General features: G+C 36.6%; 18 protein-coding genes and 1 pseudogene. 17 read left to right on the top strand and 2 right to left on the bottom strand.

What is annotated here, in order from left to right:
* Positions 1–49: 49 nt before the first annotated feature.
* The 8 genes and pseudogenes from spoIVB to BGI23_RS28765 all read left to right on the top strand — a co-directional run.
* On the top strand, positions 50–1,348 hold the full coding sequence (gene spoIVB / locus BGI23_RS20130; protein ID WP_070806820.1) for a SpoIVB peptidase: 1,299 nt from the start codon (positions 50–52) through the stop codon (positions 1,346–1,348).
* A 287-nt stretch (positions 1,349–1,635) separates the two neighbouring features.
* Positions 1,636–2,430, top strand: coding sequence for a sporulation transcription factor Spo0A (spo0A, locus tag BGI23_RS20120; RefSeq protein WP_014297988.1), 795 nt, complete (start codon positions 1,636–1,638; stop codon positions 2,428–2,430).
* 573 nt (positions 2,431–3,003) lie between these two features.
* Positions 3,004–4,290 carry a WXG100 family type VII secretion target gene (locus BGI23_RS20115; protein WP_083322785.1) on the top strand — a complete coding sequence of 429 codons (1,287 nt, stop codon included), beginning with the start codon at positions 3,004–3,006 and terminating at the stop codon, positions 4,288–4,290.
* A 36-nt stretch (positions 4,291–4,326) separates the two neighbouring features.
* A complete protein-coding gene (locus BGI23_RS20110; protein WP_070806819.1) occupies positions 4,327–4,896 on the top strand; it encodes an imm11 family protein in 570 nt (189 codons plus the stop codon).
* Between the two features lie 139 nt (positions 4,897–5,035).
* Entirely contained in the window at positions 5,036–5,488 is a 453-nt protein-coding gene (locus tag BGI23_RS20105) for a YrhA family protein (RefSeq protein WP_070806818.1), read from the top strand.
* A 19-nt stretch (positions 5,489–5,507) separates the two neighbouring features.
* Positions 5,508–5,966: an SMI1/KNR4 family protein gene (locus BGI23_RS20100; RefSeq protein ID WP_070806817.1), complete on the top strand. Its 459-nt coding sequence runs from the start codon at positions 5,508–5,510 to the stop codon at positions 5,964–5,966.
* 272 nt (positions 5,967–6,238) lie between these two features.
* The gene (locus BGI23_RS20095; RefSeq protein WP_070806816.1) at positions 6,239–6,475 is read left to right on the top strand and encodes a winged helix-turn-helix domain-containing protein; all 237 of its coding nucleotides are present in this window, start codon (positions 6,239–6,241) and stop codon (positions 6,473–6,475) included.
* 241 nt (positions 6,476–6,716) lie between these two features.
* Positions 6,717–6,815: pseudogene (locus tag BGI23_RS28765) on the top strand (sporulation initiation factor Spo0A C-terminal domain-containing protein); the annotation flags it as partial.
* A 253-nt stretch (positions 6,816–7,068) separates the two neighbouring features.
* Here BGI23_RS28765 and BGI23_RS20085 read toward each other — a convergent pair.
* Positions 7,069–7,215, bottom strand: coding sequence for a YycC family protein (locus BGI23_RS20085; RefSeq protein WP_001247671.1), 147 nt, complete (start codon positions 7,213–7,215; stop codon positions 7,069–7,071).
* 50 nt (positions 7,216–7,265) lie between these two features.
* Between BGI23_RS20085 and BGI23_RS20080 the strand changes: the two genes are divergently transcribed.
* Complete coding sequence (locus BGI23_RS20080) at positions 7,266–7,994, top strand: glycerophosphodiester phosphodiesterase (RefSeq protein ID WP_044793830.1); 729 nt, start codon at positions 7,266–7,268, stop codon at positions 7,992–7,994.
* A gap of 54 nt (positions 7,995–8,048) precedes the next feature.
* On the opposite strand, the gene BGI23_RS20075 is transcribed toward BGI23_RS20080, so the two are convergent.
* Positions 8,049–8,282, bottom strand: coding sequence for a DUF2627 domain-containing protein (locus BGI23_RS20075; RefSeq protein ID WP_001190187.1), 234 nt, complete (start codon positions 8,280–8,282; stop codon positions 8,049–8,051).
* Between the two features lie 136 nt (positions 8,283–8,418).
* Between BGI23_RS20075 and BGI23_RS20070 the strand changes: the two genes are divergently transcribed.
* From BGI23_RS20070 to BGI23_RS20030, 8 genes are all read left to right on the top strand, one after another.
* Positions 8,419–10,491 carry a sigma-54 interaction domain-containing protein gene (locus BGI23_RS20070; RefSeq protein WP_000811007.1) on the top strand — a complete coding sequence of 691 codons (2,073 nt, stop codon included), beginning with the start codon at positions 8,419–8,421 and terminating at the stop codon, positions 10,489–10,491.
* Between the two features lie 195 nt (positions 10,492–10,686).
* The gene (gene yqiS / locus BGI23_RS20060; protein WP_070806815.1) at positions 10,687–11,586 is read left to right on the top strand and encodes a phosphate butyryltransferase; all 900 of its coding nucleotides are present in this window, start codon (positions 10,687–10,689) and stop codon (positions 11,584–11,586) included.
* Positions 11,587–11,620: 34 nt separating this feature from the next.
* The gene (locus tag BGI23_RS20055) at positions 11,621–12,721 is read left to right on the top strand and encodes a leucine dehydrogenase (RefSeq protein ID WP_001162675.1); all 1,101 of its coding nucleotides are present in this window, start codon (positions 11,621–11,623) and stop codon (positions 12,719–12,721) included.
* Positions 12,722–12,808: 87 nt separating this feature from the next.
* Positions 12,809–13,912, top strand: a complete 1,104-nt coding sequence (gene buk, locus BGI23_RS20050) for a butyrate kinase (protein WP_000115774.1) — start codon at positions 12,809–12,811, stop codon at positions 13,910–13,912.
* 4 nt (positions 13,913–13,916) lie between these two features.
* On the top strand, positions 13,917–15,338 hold the full coding sequence (gene lpdA / locus BGI23_RS20045; protein WP_001051291.1) for a dihydrolipoyl dehydrogenase: 1,422 nt from the start codon (positions 13,917–13,919) through the stop codon (positions 15,336–15,338).
* Between the two features lie 27 nt (positions 15,339–15,365).
* Complete coding sequence (gene bfmBAA / locus BGI23_RS20040; RefSeq protein ID WP_000852555.1) at positions 15,366–16,367, top strand: 3-methyl-2-oxobutanoate dehydrogenase subunit alpha; 1,002 nt, start codon at positions 15,366–15,368, stop codon at positions 16,365–16,367.
* 13 nt (positions 16,368–16,380) lie between these two features.
* On the top strand, positions 16,381–17,364 hold the full coding sequence (gene bfmBAB, locus BGI23_RS20035) for a 3-methyl-2-oxobutanoate dehydrogenase subunit beta (protein WP_000290076.1): 984 nt from the start codon (positions 16,381–16,383) through the stop codon (positions 17,362–17,364).
* Between the two features lie 15 nt (positions 17,365–17,379).
* The gene (locus tag BGI23_RS20030) at positions 17,380–18,699 is read left to right on the top strand and encodes a dihydrolipoamide acetyltransferase family protein (protein ID WP_070806814.1); all 1,320 of its coding nucleotides are present in this window, start codon (positions 17,380–17,382) and stop codon (positions 18,697–18,699) included.
* Positions 18,700–18,956 lie beyond the last annotated feature (257 nt).

Raw genomic sequence — 18,956 nt, 5'->3', positions numbered from 1 at the left:
GATTAAAAAGTGAAGCCAAAAGGCTGAATGTGGGGTAGGAGCGAGGAGAGTGAACAAATTGAAATTAGAAAGATTTCGCAAAATAATAGGTATTTTTCTCCTTGTTTCTTTAGTTTTTATTGGGTGTTTTAAACCGCTTCGGACGTTTATTTCATCTCCGAAGCAACTTGTTGTTTTTGAAGGACAACAATCAGAAATAGCTTCATTACCAGTATTTAAAGCTTCATCTACAGATCGTCATGTGTTTACAGTAAGTTCAAATGAACAAAAACAAGGACTTATGGTAAATTCTCATCAAAATGGTGAAGCAGATATGGTGTTTCAGCTTGCTGGTTTTCCAGTGAAAAAAGTAAATGTGAGAGTATTAAAAGATTTTAAAGTTATTCCAGGTGGACAATCAATTGGTGTAAAGTTAAACACAAAAGGGGTACTTGTTGTAGGCCATCATTTAATTCAAACTGAAAAAGGGAAATTATCTCCTGGTGAAACAGCTGGTGTGCAAATTGGAGATATGATTACTGAAATTAATGGTAAAACAATTGAAAGAATGAGTGATGTAGCACCATTTATTCATAATAGTGGGGAAACAGGCGAACCGCTTAATCTCGTTTTGCTAAGGGATGGAAAGCATATCCGCACTAAATTAACACCACAAAAAGACAGTGGAGAATCGTCTTATCGCATTGGTTTATATATTCGTGATTCGGCAGCTGGAATCGGAACAATGACATTTGTTCATCCTGATTCTATGAAATATGGGGCACTTGGTCATGTTATTTCTGATAATGATACGAAAAAGCCGATTCAAGTCGAAGATGGACAAATTATGCGTTCGACAGTTACATCAATTGAAAGAGGTAGTCATGGGAATCCAGGGGAGAAATTAGCGAGGTTCTCACCTGATCGTGAAGTGATTGGCAATATTACAATAAATAGTCCATTTGGTATTTTTGGCAAATTGAATACAAATATGACAAATGGCGTAATGGATAAAGCAATGCCTATTGCACTATCTCATCAAGTAAAAGAAGGACCAGCAAAAATATTAACGGTTATTGATCAAGATAAAGTGGAAGCGTTTGATATTGAAGTTGTGAGTACAGTACCGCAAAAGTTTCCGGCAACAAAAGGCATGGTAATAAAAGTAACAGATAAACGTTTATTAGCGAAAACAGGTGGTATCGTACAGGGGATGAGCGGAAGTCCAATTGTACAAAATGGAAAGGTAATTGGCGCTGTTACACATGTATTTGTAAATGATCCAACATCAGGATATGGTGTTCATATTGAATGGATGTTACATGAGGCTGGAATTAACATTTATGATCAAGAAAGAAAAGCGAGCTAATTAATAATTAGCTCGTTTTTCTATTGAAAAATTCGTTGAAATTTTGTAAAAGCTCCGCAAGAGGTGTTTTTTGTTGTAAAATAAAAGGAAAGGGTTGAACGTTTCGTTGTTTTTCTATGATGGAATGTGTTGCGAAAAGGAATAAATAAACGATAAACATATTTTTTTGTGATTTTATCGGAAAGTAACAAACTTTAAAAGGGAATTTTCACACAATTGTCGAACAATTCATGTAGCCTAGAAGGATACACATGTCGGAGAATCGATTCGGTAAGGGAGGAAAAGCTGTGGAGAAAATTAAAGTATGTCTTGTGGATGATAATAAAGAATTAGTATCAATGCTAGAGAGTTATGTAGCTGCTCAAGAGGATATGGAAGTAATTGGTACTGCTTATAATGGTCAAGAGTGTTTAAATTTATTAAAAGATAAGCAGCCGGATGTACTTGTATTAGATATTATTATGCCACATTTAGATGGGTTAGCTGTACTAGAGAAAATGCGCCATATTGAAAGGTTAAGACAGCCTAGCGTAATTATGTTGACAGCGTTTGGACAAGAAGATGTGACGAAAAAAGCAGTTGACTTAGGTGCGTCATATTTCATATTAAAACCATTTGATATGGAGAATTTAACGAGTCATATTCGTCAAGTGAGCGGTAAAGCGAACGCTACTATTAAACGTCCACTGCCATCTTTCCGATCAGCAACAACAGTAGATGGAAAACCGAAAAACTTAGATGCAAGCATTACGAGTATCATTCATGAAATTGGTGTGCCTGCTCATATTAAAGGGTACATGTACTTAAGGGAAGCAATTTCTATGGTGTACAATGACATCGAATTACTTGGATCTATTACGAAAGTATTGTATCCAGATATCGCGAAGAAATATAATACAACAGCGAGCCGCGTTGAGCGTGCAATCCGTCACGCAATTGAAGTAGCATGGAGTCGTGGGAATATCGATTCTATTTCGTCCTTATTCGGTTATACAGTATCTATGTCAAAAGCAAAACCTACGAACTCTGAGTTCATCGCAATGGTTGCGGATAAGCTGAGACTTGAACATAAGGCTTCGTAAACGCTGTAATATCAAAGTGTTAAGCGTGTTTCATAACAAAATTTAATAACCAACGAATTGCGTATGTAGGCAATAAAGTACATAGGTAATTGGCGGTTAATTTAAAAACCTCTTAATTATTGGGATTTTAATTCCGAGAATTAGGAGGTTTTTTGTTGATAGAAAGCATACAATTATCATATCGAGATTTAGGTGATTTATCTCGCATTAATGGACGGTAAGACTCCTGTCTTGAAAATTGGCGGGAGATCAACTGCCTGTAACCGCCCAATTGGTTCGAATAATTAATGGGGACGAACAAAATCGACTGATTAAAGTTTTTGTTTATATTATATAAATCACTCTGAAAGAGTAAGATGGATGCTTGATTCTGCAAAGAAGAAGTTAAGTGGAGGTATATTTTTGATAGGATTTCCGTGTTTATTTGTTTTAAATAGCAGACAGCTTCGTTTCAACTTCTTTAAAAGGTGGGATTAAAATTTTTTCGGGTCGTAAATTCCCAATATTTAGTACAGTGAAATAGCTCCACATGATATAATTCTTGTGTGAAATATTGTATGGAGAAGGGGTAGCGTGACGCAAATAAAGGTTACGCCAGAACGGCTAGAACAGTCAGCAAAGCTTGTTCTTGAAACTAAAAATAGGTTAGAACAAATACATAAAGATTTATATAACCAAACGGAATACGTAGCTGCAATGTGGAACGGTGCAACGAGTCAAAGGTTTTATCAGATGTTTAATGAAACAAAACCTCAAATGTTTAATGTGTTTCGGGAGTTTGATAAGATTGCAGAAGAACTAATGCACGCTGCTGAAAAGTTTCGTAATGCTGATGAACGTTATGATGGTAATTTAGTTGATGGGAATTTATCAGATGAAAAGGTAGAAGAAGGGGCAATGTGCGGCAAACCCTCTGAAAAATCTATGCTTAGAAAAATTTGGGACGGTATATACGTTGGTTCTGGGCAAGTTATTGGGGGGATTGTAGAAGGATTTGATTCACTAGACGATACAGTAACAAAAGAAAATATTAAGTATGCTATAGGTCACCCTATAGAGACAACCTTTACTGCTTGGAATGCTGTTTCGGATTCATTTATGAATGATTTTTGGCATGGTGATGCGGAAAGTCGTACAAAATGGGGAACAAGTATTTTTATGGGACTTGGATTGGGATGGCTTGGGGATAAAGGAATAAGTAAAGTAACTACACTTTCAAAAGGTACCAATCTAACAAAATTCTCAGAAGGTATCTCGTCCGTTTCGAATCAATTACCATTAAAAGAACGATTTGCATTTGCAGGTACTAGTGGCTTTGGTAGCAATCAGATAAAAACTTTTGAAGCTTTACAAGAAGCCCGTGATACATTTATGTTTTCTGAAACTGGTGGAAGAAGTAGAGTTAAAGGTGTACAAGAAGTAATAAAAGATTATGCGGATAAAGTTCTTGATAGAGTTGAAGTGAAAAATGAGTATCCTGATTCGTATACAGCATCTAAAATATTACGTGAAGAACTTAAGGATGCAGGGATTGAACCACCCCCATATTCTAATGCAGCACATCACTTGGTTCCTTGGAAGGATAACAAAGCTATTGAAGCACAAGAATTATTAGAAGAGTTTGGAATCCACCATGACTCTGCTGCTAATGGGGTATTTTTACCATATAAAGTGAATGATTATGTAACTACTGAAGCATTACATATCGGTAGTCATTCAGCAGAATATGCAGATGAAGTGGCTAGAGTGTTAAAAGAAGTTAAAGTATACGGTGGTACTCAAGCTGATGCTATTGCAGCCCTACATGACATAAGGATACGTTTATTAGAGGGGAGTTTAAAATTAAATAAATCGAAATAATTTGTAAATATATTAAATCTCGAAGGAGAATAAAAAATGAAAATTTGGGAATTGAGAAGTTCGTTTGATGATTACCAGTCTTTCCAGCTATTGAAATATAAAGAGGATAAAAAATATTTTGAAGGGAAGTTCAACTCCACTGCAATTTTACTAGATTCATGGGGAGAAATATTTATTGAATGTATAGAAGGAGATAAACCTAGCGACTGTCCGCATTTTTGGGGGGAAACTGGTTCAATAATGATTAGTGAACAAGCAAAAAAATTATTAGAACCTTTAATAGGTGCTGATGTTGAGTTTCTTCCACTTGTTCATAATAAAACAAATGAAGTATATTATGTAGTCCATGTTTTAAATGTACTAGATGCAATTGATAGTAATAAAGCAATCTTTAAAAAATTAATCACAGGTTTAGTAATAGGATGTGAAAAATTCGCATTTATTCCTAACATTGTTCACAATGAAATGATTTTTAAAGTATATATAAATCAAAGAATCCATCCTACTTCCGTTTTTGTATCAGATGAATTTAGAAATGCAGTGTTAGAAAGTGATTTAAAAGGTTTTGAATTTATAGAGGTATGGGATTCAGAAACGGACATGTAAAAAAAGTCCTAAAATAACTGATAGGAGTTAGTAACATAGATGCAAAGGTTTCAGAAATTCTAAGAATGTTAAACAATTATGAGGGAAATGAAAAAGAAATTTTTGAACAGATTCAAGCTGAAGCAATGGTGAAATTTATATGTGGAAAAATCTGATTTTAGAAATTGAAGATATACTGAAAAGTGTTAACTTTAATCTGAACACACCAGCAACAGATACTGAAGTTCATAGATTAAGAGAACGTGTGAAAGAGAAATTTAATGTTGATTTACCGAGTGAATTTGAGGAGTTTATTAAAAACGTAAATGGTTTAGATTTTGGTGGACTAGTTATTTATGGAGTTGACCCTTCTTTACTAGAAACAGAAAGAAACGAACCGATTTGTGGATTTATAGACACGAATAAGATTTGGTATGAAAATGAATTTCAAAAAGAGTATCTTTTCTTTGGAGATTCAAGTATTGCTTGGTTTTGTAAAAACTTATCTGATGGTACTTGCTTAGAACTTGATAAACCATCTGGCACAGTGATGAAAACATATAATGATTTCAATACAATGCTTGAAGAAGCATTGAGAACAGCCCTTCTGTAATAAGGAGGTAGTAAAAATTATGTTTAACTTTTTGAAAAAACATATTGTAGCAGACGAAAGTATTAAATCTAATCAAACCCCTATTTTTTACCTTTTGCCAAAAGAAGAGATAGAGGAAGCAGAAGATTTATTAAAAATGAAATTCCCTAAAGAATTGAAAATTTTTTATAAAGAAATTGGTTATGGTTTTTTAGAGGCATCAAGTAAGTTCTTTTTTAACAGATTTATGGACCCATTTTCTGTTGCGGATTTTCGTTTGAGACAAGATATCTATGAATATGACCCTAATATAGATGGTGTAGATGATGAAGAATCATTGGTGTTTTTTGAAGTAACAGAACTTAGCTTTTTAACAATTAAATTTAAGCAGGAAAATGAATTAGGTCAATGTCCAATTTACTCTGTGGACGTAAAAATAGCGGATTCTTTAGAGGAGTTTTTAATTAAAATGGATGAAAATCCTGACTACTATATTTAATAGATATCAAGTCTATTTTTGTAGAGTGGTGCATTATTGGTTCATCCTTTTAAGAATTGTTTTCTAGCTTATGTAATTGCGAAGACGAATAATAATTACTTATGAATAACAAAAGTAAGACTTATGTGAATTACGCATAAGTCTTTTTAATATATATAGCCTACAAGTTAAGGGGGGGTTATTGTTTTTATAGTAATTAATATGTACTATATGAAGTGTAAGGCACCATTAGTATGAGTGCTAAATGACAGAACAAGGGAAGGGGATTGCGGTTGGCACTGTTCAAACGCACTAACTTAGATAAAACAGAACTGTTGTTACTATATATTATGAAAGAATTAGAAGCGGATAAAGCACCAGTAAAGTTATCTTATAACCAGTTACAAGACTATTTAAGGGCTAAACGTAATACAACATCAAAGGCAATAAAAGAACTAAAAGAACAGGGGCTATTGTTGGTTACAGTAGGACAGGGGAAAGCTTCAAATACGTACCAACTTAGACTATAGGAATAAGGATATAGTCGTAAATCAAGAAGCTGAATAGAGGGTAACGTGAAACAGTACGTGGATATCATTGAATTCTATTGACGTTTGCCCCTGTGAATATGTATTATATTCTTATACACATTAGTAATGTAATGTTACCAATGAATTAAGAAAAACGAAACCAATAAAGGGCGTGAAATTTAACGTATTTATTGGACGAAAAGAAAATGTTAGAAACGTATATATATCAACGTTTAAAGCTTTCGGTTATACAGTATCTATGTCAAAAGCAAAACCTACGAACTCAGAGTTCATCGCAATGGTTGCGGATAAGCTGAGACTTGAACATAAGGCTAGCTGAGAATAGAAGAAGTAAGGGATTTAAGTTTTAATAAAGCTTAATAATTCTTGAAATGTATACTCGATAGTAAATTTAAAACCAATGAACTTTTTAATTAATGACCAATGAATGTTAGAATTCGTTGGTCTTTTTATTGTACATGTTCGAAGTGAAGGTTAAATTGAATCATGGTATATCCAATGAGGGATTTTAGCAAGCAAGTCATCCGTGATATAATAGAAAATAATAAAAAGTCCTGTGAAACAGGACTGTATTATTCTTCGTCTTTATTTTGTTTTTCTAATTCAACTAACTTTTGAATTAAAATGTGCTGCGGCATATGCATAAGTTGTTCAAGTGGAACACCTAGTGCTTTTGATAGGCGGACTGCAGTGTCTGGAGAAATTTGTAATGGTCTCATAGAAGTACCTCCTTTTTCGTATAGTATAGCATAAGATTGGGGGAGTGAGGATGACTCTTATATTTGCACATCGTGGTGCAGCGGGAACATACCCAGAAAATACGATGATTTCATTTGAAGCAGCTGAATCTTTTAAGGCAGATGGAATTGAGCTTGATGTTCAATTAACGAAAGACGGAAAGGTTGTCGTCATTCATGATGAAACAGTGGACCGGACAACGAATGGAAAAGGTGCGGTTCGAAATTATTTATATGAGGATTTATGTAAATTAGATGCGAGCTATAAATTTGGTGATAAAGTAGGATTTTGTAAAATACCCCTTTTAGAAGAGGTGTTACAATGGATTGAAAAAACAGAGTTGCTACTTAATATTGAACTTAAAAACAATAAAATTCCATACAGAGGTTTAGAAGAAGAAGTTATAACGCTTGTACGGAAATTTAATTTAGAAGATCGTGTTATATTTTCTTCATTTAATCACTACAGTATGAAAAGGTGTCATATGATGGCTCCTGATATTCAAACAGCGATTTTATATCGCGAAGGCCTGCATAGCCCGTGGGCATATGCAAAAAAGATGGGAGCTACTGCGGTGCATCCGAATTATCGTTACCTTCAAGATGCCATTGCTGAATTAACGATGGAAAGTGATGTAGAAGTTCGGCCCTATACAATTAATGAAGAAACACTTATGCGTAAATATTTTGATATGAATATTTCGGCGATTATTACGGATTATCCTGAAACGGCAAGAACGTTATTGCAAATAAAAAAATGAGACCGCTTGTAACGGTCTCATTTTTTTATTTGTAAATAGTAGAGATTTCCTATCCTATCTTCGAAAGCGAGCTTGTACTTTATTTCGTTTACGATCTCGGTGTAAGACGAAACCACCAAAGATATAAAATCCGAGCGCGAAGCAGAGAGCCCCGATTAAAAATTGTAACCATAGTATAGAGAGTGGAGGAAATAAAATCCCGAATACGGTATCTCTCATTAACTTAATGCCAAACACAGCTAATGAAATAGGGATGAGTGCTAATAATAGAGCAAGGTAACGCTGCATATAAACGCTCCTTTTCAGATTATTTTGTTTATTTTAATGATGTTATATGAAAAGGGGGTTTGTCAAGAGGGGGCTGAACGAGTAAGATAAGGGTGTGAAAAATTTTGCAGAGATACTCCGAGAGGAAGTGTAATATATGAAACAAAAAGTTTTAATTGTTGGTGCAGGTGAAGGTGGTAGTACACTGCTGCGTCTGTTACAGAGTTCGAATATATTTCAAATTATAGGGATTATTGATATAAATCCGATAGCAAAAGGGTTACAGATGGCAAAGGAATACGGGATTGCAATTGGAGAGAGTGTGACTCCATTTCTTTCTATGCACATTGATGTAATGTTTGATATGACAGGTGACGATGATTTACATAAAGATTTATTAAAGAAAAAGCATAAAGATACTCTTCTTATACCAGGTGATATTGCAAAGATTGTTACGAGATTAGCACATGAGAAGGAAGATTTAATTGGAAAGTTAGAAGAGCAAACGCAGCAAGGTGATTTGATTTTAAATTCTACGCATGACGGTATGATTGTGATTGATCGAGAGGGACAAGTTCGCCTATTTAATAAAAGTGCAGAGCGTATTATCGGGTATAAAAAAGAAGATGCGGTAGGGAAATATATTTTAGAAGTTATTCCGACTAGTAAGTTGCTTCGTATTATACGTACGAAACAAATAGAAGTAAATTATGAATTGACGCTTGAGAATGGAAAGAAAATTATTACAACCCGTATTCCAATATTAAAAGAGGGAGGAGAAGTGCAAGGGGCATTTGCGATTTTTAAAGATATAACAGAGGTTGTAGATCTTGCGGAAGAAGTTACAGATTTAAAGGAGATTCAAACGTTACTTGAGGCGATTATTAACTCGTCTGAGGAAGCTATTTCGGTCGTGGATGAAAAAGGTCGAGGATTAGTAATTAACCCTGCATATACGAAATTAACAGGTTTAACAGAAGAGGACATTATTGGAAAGCCGGCTACAACCGATATTGTAGAAGGTGAAAGTATGCATATGAAAGTTCTTCGAACACGTAGGGCGGTACGAGGAATACATATGAAGATTGGCCAAAAAAAGCGAGACGTAATTGTAAATGTAGCACCGGTCATTGTAGATGGAATATTAAAAGGAAGCGTTGGTGTAATTCGTGATGTATCAGAAATTCAAAAGTTAACAAATGAATTGAATCGAGCGAGGCAAATTATTCGAACGTTAGAAGCAAAATATTCATTTGATGACATTGTCGGAAATTCAGATGAAACAACGGCTGCTATTGAACAGGCGAAACTGGGGGCGAATACACCAGCAACAGTGTTGTTACGCGGGGAGTCGGGGACAGGTAAAGAATTGTTTGCGCATGCTATCCATAATGGAAGTAATCGGAAATATAATAAGTTTGTTCGTGTAAACTGTGCGGCTATTTCGGAGACGTTGTTAGAAAGTGAATTGTTTGGTTATGAGGAAGGGGCATTTTCTGGTGCGAAAAGAGGGGGAAAACGTGGATTCTTTGAGGAAGCGAATAACGGCAGCATCTTTTTAGATGAAATAGGGGAACTATCTGCAAATACGCAAGCGAAACTCCTTCGCGTTTTGCAAGAGAAAGAAATTGTAAAAGTTGGTGGAACGAAAGCAATTCCTATCAATGTCAGAGTAATTGCAGCGACGCACGTGAATTTAGAAAAAGCCATTCTAGAAGGGAAGTTTAGGGAGGATTTATATTATCGATTAAATAAAATTCCAATTCAAATCCCATCTCTTCGTCAGCGTAAAGGGGATATACCGGCAATCGCAGACAGGTTAATTCAAAAAATTAACCAAGATTATGGCCGAAATATAGAGGGACTCACTAATTCGGCTATTTCATATTTACAATCATATGAATGGCCAGGAAATGTGAGGGAACTTGAAAATATTTTGGGGAGAGCTATAATCTTTATGAATTATAACGAGACCTATATAGATGTACAACATTTACCGCCATTACATAACGAAGAGCAGGTGGAGTCAAAGCAAGCTCATTTATTACCTGAGTTAGAAGAAAAGCCACTTGAGCATTTAGTGACGGAGTTTGAAGGGAATATCATTCATGAATATTTAGAGAGATTTGGTGGAAATAAAACACAAACAGCCAGAGCGTTAGGGATTTCGGTTCGAAATTTATATTACAAGCTAGAAAAATATGAGTGTGCAAAAAATAGCATGCAATAAATTGCGTACCATGCAATTTATTGCATGGTATACAAAAAGCGACAAAATAAGACAGAATCTTTTGTTATTTTCCAAAGTATTGATTTTACTGTGTTTTGAATGCGTTTTCATTATTGGTAAGACCACTTTAAAAAGTTGGCACGGTATTTGCTTAATAAAAAGACGAGGGACGACGGAAAGGGTTGATTACAAAATATGAAGTTAGAACACTTAATTGATCAAGCGGCAGGCCAGCCTAAAAAAACTGTGGCTGTAGCAGTAGCTGAAGATCATGAAGTAATTGAAGCTGTAGCGAAAGCAATTACATTACAGCTAGCTCAATTTCGTCTATATGGAAATCAAGAAAAAATAATGGGGATGCTACAAGAACATAGTTTACAAACTTCAGAACATATTGAAGTGATTGCAACACAGTCAAGTGCTGAGGCTGCAGAACTTTCTGTTAAAGCTGTAAGAAATGGCGAAGCAGATGTGCTTATGAAGGGGAACATCCCAACAGCAAATATTTTGAAAGCTGTATTAAATAAAGAGTGGGGACTTCGTAAAGGTAGCGTACTTTCACACGTTGCAGCATTTGAAGTTCCAAACTACAATCGTCTCATTTTTGTTACAGATGCAGCAATGAACATTGCACCTGATGTAACACAAAAAGCTGCTATTATACAAAATACTGTAGAAGTTGCCCGGGCAATAGGAATTGATTCGCCGAAGGTAGCCCCAATTGCAGCGGTAGAGGTTGTGAATCCTGCGATGCAAGCGACAATTGATGCAGCGATGTTAACTCAAATGAATCGCCGCGGACAAATTAAAAATTGTGTCGTTGATGGACCACTTGCTTTAGATAATGCAGTATCACAAATTGCAGCAGAACATAAAGGCATAGTAAGTGACGTAGCAGGTAAGGCAGACATTTTACTCGTCCCAACAATTGAAGCTGGAAATGTGCTATATAAATCACTCGTATACTTTGCGGATGCAAAAGTAGGAGCAATGATTGCTGGCGCAAAAGCACCGATTGTTTTAACATCTCGTGCTGATTCAGCAGAAACAAAAGTATATTCATTAGCATTGGCAGTTGCCACTGCTTCAAAATAAACCAAATAGGGTAAAACATTAGGGGGAAACGACAATGGCATTAGAAATCTTCGAATACTTAGAAAAATATGATTATGAGCAAGTAGTATTTTGTCAAGATAAAGAATCAGGTTTAAAAGCAATCATTGCAATTCATGATACAACACTTGGACCTGCTCTTGGTGGAACAAGAATGTGGACATATGATTCTGAAGAAGCGGCGATTGAAGATGCATTGCGTCTTGCAAAAGGGATGACATATAAAAACGCAGCAGCTGGTTTAAACTTAGGTGGTGCGAAAACAGTAATTATCGGTGATCCACGTAAAGATAAGAGCGAAGCAATGTTCCGTGCATTAGGTCGTTATATTCAAGGACTAAACGGACGTTACATTACAGCTGAAGATGTTGGTACAACAGTAGATGATATGGATATTATCCACGAAGAAACTGACTTTGTAACAGGTATTTCACCATCATTCGGTTCTTCTGGTAACCCATCTCCAGTAACTGCATACGGTGTTTATCGTGGTATGAAAGCTGCTGCGAAAGAGGCTTTCGGTACTGATAATTTAGAAGGAAAAGTAATTGCTGTTCAAGGTGTTGGTAACGTAGCATATCACCTATGCAAACATTTACACGCTGAAGGCGCAAAACTAATCGTTACAGATATTAATAAAGAAGCTGTACAACGTGCAGTAGAAGAATTCGGTGCAACAGCAGTTGAGCCAAATGAAATTTACGGTGTTGAATGTGATATTTACGCACCATGTGCATTAGGCGCAACAGTTAATGACGAAACTATTCCACAACTTAAAGCAAAAGTAATTGCAGGTTCTGCAAATAACCAATTAAAAGAAGATCGTCACGGCGACATCATTCATGAAATGGGTATTGTATACGCACCAGACTATGTAATTAATGCAGGTGGCGTAATTAACGTAGCAGACGAGTTATATGGATACAATAGAGAACGTGCATTAAAACGCGTAGAATCAATTTATGACACAATTGCAAAAGTAATTGAAATTTCAAAACGCGATGGCATTGCAACTTATGTAGCAGCTGATCGTCTAGCTGAAGAGCGCATTGCAAGCTTGAAAAACTCTCGTAGCACATACTTACGCAACGGTCACGACATTATTAGCCGTCGCTAATCATTCATATATTACTTTTACAAAAGGTGTGGTTACCTCTTATGAGGTTTCCACCTCCTTTTGAATTTATTAGTGGAGGTAGCAACAGTGTCTGTAAATCGAATTCTTGTTATTAATCCGGGTAGTACATCCACAAAAATTGGTGTTTTTGATAATGAAAGACCCGTTTTAGAAGAAACTATTCGTCATGACGAAGAACAGATTGGAAAATATAAGCGAATTATCGACCAATATGAGTTTCGTAAAGAAACGATCTTAGAAGTTCTACATTCTCACGGTATTAACATTTCAAAATTAAACGCAGTTTGTGGCCGTGGGGGATTACTTCGTCCAATCGAAGGCGGAACATACACAGTAAACGATGCGATGTTAGAAGATTTAAAAAATGGTTTTAGCGGTCATCACGCTTCAAACCTTGGGGGCATTTTAGCATATGAAATAGCTTCTGGATTAAATATTCCGGCATTCATTGTAGACCCTGTCGTTGTAGATGAAATGGAGCCTATTGCTCGTATAAGTGGTATTGCTGGTATGGAACGCAAAAGTATTTTCCATGCATTAAATCAAAAAGCAGTTGCTCGTAAAGTAGCTGAACAGTTAAATCACAAATATGAGGATTTAAATTTATTAGTTACACATATGGGCGGCGGTATTACAGTTGGTGCTCATAAAAAAGGAAGAGTAATCGATGTAAATAACGGTTTAAACGGAGAAGGCCCATTTAGTCCAGAGCGCGCTGGTACAGTACCAGTAGGGCAACTAGTAGAAATGTGTTTCTCTGGTGAGTATTACCGAGATGAAATGATTAAAAAACTTGTCGGACAAGGTGGACTTGTAAGTCTTATCGGTACAAATGATGCGATTAAAGTAGAACAAATGGTTGAAAAAGGTGATCCTGAAGCAACTCTTATTTATAAAGCTATGGCATATCAAGTTGCAAAAGAGATTGGCGGAGCTAGCGCTGTACTTCACGGGAAAATCGATGCAATCGTATTAACTGGTGGACTTGCTTACAGTAAAATTCTTGTTGATGAAATAAAAGAACGAGTAGACTGGATTGCAGATGTTATCGTACATCCAGGAGAAGATGAATTACAAGCATTAGCAGAAGGGGCACTTCGTGTACTACGTGAAGAAGAAGCTCCAAAAGAATATATTGTACGTGAAAAAGAAACGGTAGCTAGGGGTTGAGATAATGGCAAAAGAATATGATTTAGTCATCGTTGGCGGCGGTACTGGTGGATATGTTGCTGCAATTCGTGCATCACAACTAGGGTTAAAAACTGCACTTGTTGAAAAAGAAAATCTTGGTGGTACTTGTTTACACAAAGGATGTATTCCTAGTAAAGCCCTTTTACGTAGTGCGGAAGTATACGCAACTGCTAAAAAAAGCGAAGAGTTCGGAGTTATTGCAAGTAATGTAGAACTAAACTTTGCGAAAGTACAAGAGCGTAAAGAGAAGATTGTAACGCAACTTCATAAAGGTGTTCAGCACTTAATGAAACAAGGTAAAATTGATGTGTTTGAAGGTATTGGCCGTATTCTTGGCCCATCTATTTTCTCTCCGATGCCAGGGACAATTTCAGTTGAACTTGCAAGTGGAGAAGAGAATGAAATGTTAATTCCAAAAAATGTACTTATTGCAACAGGTTCTCGTCCGAATTCATTACCAGGTTTAGAATTAGACGGAGAGTATGTAATGTCTTCCGATCATGCCCTAAAAATGGAAACGCTTCCTAGCTCGATTATTATCGTTGGTGGCGGTGTAATTGGTATTGAGTGGGCATCTATGCTTGCTGACTTCGGTGTAGAAGTTACAGTATTAGAGTATGCGAAAACGATACTACCACTAGAAGACCAAGACGTTTCAAAAGAAATGCAACGTCTATTCAAGAAAAAAGGTATTAAAGTGGTAACTGGTGCAAAAGTATTACCAGAAACATTGGTAAAAGATAATGGAGTAACAATTCAAGCTGAACATAACGGTGAGAATAAAGAATTTAAAGCAGAAAAAATGCTTGTATCTGTAGGACGACAAGCCAATACGCAAAATATTGGTTTAGAGAATACGGATATCGTTGTGGAAAAAGGATACATTCAAACAAATGAGTTTTATCAAACGAAAGAATCTCATATTTACGCAATCGGTGATGTAATCGGTGGCTTACAGCTTGCTCACGTTGCTTCTCATGAAGGAATTGTTGCAGTAGAACATATTGCTGGTAAAGAAGTTACACCAATTGATTATTCTATGGTATCAAAATGCGTATATAGCAGTCCGGAAGTTGCTTCTGTCGGTTTAACAGAACAAGAAGCGAAAGAAAAAGGCTATAAGCTAAAAGTAGGTAAGTTCTCATTCCGTGCAATCGGAAAAGCGCTTGTATACGGCGAATCAGATGGTTTCGTAAAACTTGTAGTTGATGAAGAAACAAATGATATTCTCGGTGTTCATATGATTGGACCGCATGTAACAGATATGATTTCTGAAGCGGGTCTTGCAAGAGTACTTGATGCAACACCTTGGGAAGTAGCACATACAATTCATCCGCATCCATCATTATCTGAGGCGATTGGTGAAGCAGCATTAGCTGTAGATGGAAAAGCGTTACACGCATAAAAATGTGGATTTAGGAGGTTATGAAAAATGGCAGAAGTAAAAGAAAAGCGCCATGAAGAGCTTGGCTTAAGTGATGAGCAAGTATTAGAAATGTTCCGTACGATGTTACTTGCACGTAAAATCGACGAACGTATGTGGTTATTAAACCGTGCTGGTAAAATTCCATTCGTAATTTCTTGTCAAGGACAAGAGGCAGCACAAGTTGGAGCAGCATTCGCTCTTGATAGAGAGAAAGATTATGCATTACCATACTACCGTGATATGGGTGTTGTACTAGCGTTTGGTATGACAGCGAAAGAACTGATGCTATCTGGTTTCGCGAAAGCTGGAGATCCAAACTCTGGTGGTCGTCAAATGCCTGGTCACTTCGGTCAAAAGAAAAATCGTATTGTGACAGGTTCATCTCCAGTAACAACGCAAGTACCACATGCAGTTGGTATTGCATTAGCTGGAAAAATGGAAAAGAAAGATTTAGTAACGTTTGTTACATTCGGTGAAGGTTCTTCCAACCAAGGTGATTTCCATGAAGGTGCAAACTTTGCTGGCGTACACAAGTTACCTGTTATTTTTATGTGTGAAAATAATAAATACGCGATCTCTATTCCAGTTGAAAAACAATTAGCATGTAAAAATGTATCCGACCGTGCAATTGGATACGGTATGCCTGGATATACAGTAGACGGAAACGATCCGCTTGCAGTATATAAAGCTGTAAAAGAAGCAGCAGACCGTGGCCGCCGTGGTGAAGGTCCAACTTTAATTGAAACAGTATCATATCGTTTAACAGCACATTCAAGTGACGATGATGATCGTGTTTATCGTGATAAAGAAGAAGTAGAAGAAGCGAAGAAAAATGATTCAATTGTAACATTTGCTGCTTATTTAAAAGAGGTTGGCGTGTTAACTGAGGAATCTGAAAAACAAATGTTAGACGAAATTATGCATATCGTAAACGAAGCAACAGAATATGCAGAAAATGCTCCGTATGCAGCACCTGAAGATGCATTGAAGCACGTATACGCAGAATAGGGGGGAACGTTTCATGGCTGTAATGTCTTATATTGATGCTATTACATTAGCAATGCGCGAGGAAATGGAACGCGATGAGAAAGTATTCGTTTTAGGTGAAGATGTTGGTAAAAAAGGTGGCGTATTTAAAGCGACACACGGATTATATGATCAATTTGGTGAAGATCGTGCGCTAGATACACCACTTGCAGAATCTGCAATCGCTGGGGTCGCAATTGGTGCAGCAATGTATGGAATGCGTCCAATCGCTGAAATGCAGTTTGCGGATTTCATCATGCCAGCAGTAAACCAAATTGTTTCTGAGGCAGCAAAAATTCGTTACCGTTCTAATAATGATTGGACTTGTCCAATTACAGTTCGTGCGCCATTTGGCGGCGGTGTTCACGGTGCATTGTATCATTCGCAATCTGTAGAAGCGATGTTTGCAAACCAACCTGGTTTAAAAATCGTTATCCCTTCTACACCATATGATGCAAAAGGCTTACTAAAAGCTGCAATTCGTGATGAAGATCCAGTATTATTCTTTGAGCATAAACGTGCATATCGCTTAATTAAAGGTGAAGTGCCAGAAGATGATTACGTATTACCAATCGGAAAAGCAGATGTAAAACGTGAAGGTGATGATATTACTGTTATCACATACGGATTATGTGTTCATTTTGCTCTTCAAGCGGCTGAAAAGTTAGCGCAAGATGGCATCTCTGCACACATTCTTGATTTACGTACTGTATATCCATTAGATAAAGAAGCAATCATTGAAGCAGCTTCTAAAACAGGTAAAGTTCTTCTTGTAACAGAAGACAATAAAGAAGGAAGTATTATGAGTGAAGTGGCAGCAATTATTGCTGAAAACTGTCTGTTTGATTTAGACGCACCAATCGCACGTCTTGCGGGTCCAGACGTTCCAGCAATGCCATATGCACCAACAATGGAAAAATTCTTTATGGTAAATCCAGATAAAGTTGAAAAAGCAATGCGTGAACTTGCGGAATTTTAATCGGGGGGACTATACATGGCTGTAGAAAATATTACAATGCCTCAGCTCGGGGAGAGCGTTACAGAGGGTACAATTAGTAAATGGCTCGTTAATGTTGGCGATCACGTAAATAAATATGATCCGCTTGCAGAAGTAATGACTGATAAAGTAAATGCTGAAGTACCATCTTCTTTCACTGGTATTGTGAAAGAGTTAATCGCTAGTGAAGGTGATACGTTAGCTGTAGGTGAAGTAGTTTGTGTAATTCAAGTAGAAGGCGCAGATGAAGTAGCAGCAACAGCTGTTGAGGAAAAAACAAAAGAAGAATCAAAGGCAGGAGTAGCTACGCCTGAAAAAGCACCGAAAGCAAAACAACCAACTGATGGAAAACCTCGTTTTTCACCAGCTGTGTTAAAACTTGCGGGTGAGCATAACGTTGATTTAGATCTAGTAGAGGGTACGGGAGCAAACGGCCGTATCACTCGTAAAGATATTTTAAAGCTAGTGGAATCTGGAAATATTCCGCAAGCAGGTGCGGCGAAGAAAGAGGAAACGGTAGCAGCTGTAGTAGAAGCGCGTCCAGAAGCACCAAAAGCAGCGCCAGTAGCGCAAAAAGTAGAATCTGCGAAACCAGTTTCTGTACCAACAATGCCTGGCGATATCGAAATTCCAGTAACAGGTGTGCGTAAAGCAATCGCAGCGAACATGTTACGTAGTAAACACGAAGCGCCACACGCTTGGATGATGATTGAAGTAGATGTGACAAACCTTGTGTCATACCGTAATTCAATTAAAGGTGATTTCAAAAAGCGTGAAGGCTTTAACTTAACGTTCTTTGCTTTCTTCGTAAAAGCAGTAGCACAAGCGTTAAAAGAATACCCTCAAATTAATTCAATGTGGGCTGGCGATAAAATCGTTCAGAAGAAAGATATTAACCTTTCTATCGCTGTTGCAACAGAGGACGAACTATTTGTACCAGTAATTAAACATGCGGACGAGAAGACAATTAAAGGCATCGCTCGTGAAATTACAGAACTTGCAGGAAAAGTACGTACGAAATCGTTAAAAGCGGACGAAATGCAAGGCGGAACATTTACAATTAATAACACAGGATCATTCGGTTCTGTTCAATCTATGGGTATTATTAATTACCCACAAGCGGCTATTTTACAAGTTGAATCAATTGTAAAACGCCCAGTAATTATGGATAATGGCATGTTTGGTGCTCGTGACATGGTTAACTTATGTTTATCACTTGATCACCGTGTACTAGATGGCTTAATTTGTGGTAAGTTCTTAGGACGTGTAAAAGAAATTTTAGAAAATACGTCAGAACATAATACATCTGTATATTAAATAAAAAGCTCGCTTATGCGAGCTTTTTATTATATTATTTCTTCATCTACATCCTACTATATGTATAATACCTTTCCCAGTAATCTTACAATGAACGATTATGTATTAGGAATTTATGAAAATACATTGCTGATATATGGTATATGGATATAAAATAAGAAAAGAATAATTTTTTTGGCAAATCTTACTGACGAAACTGTAGTATAATATATTGTATTGTATGAAAAAGAGAGTTATTCTATATAAGTGTTTTATAG

It is taken from the genome of Bacillus sp. ABP14, assembly GCF_001831375.1.
Taxonomy (GTDB): Bacteria; Bacillota; Bacilli; order Bacillales; family Bacillaceae_G; genus Bacillus_A; species Bacillus_A paranthracis.
Note: the sequence above shows the minus strand (reverse complement) of the source record. Positions and strands in the feature narration are given on the sequence as shown.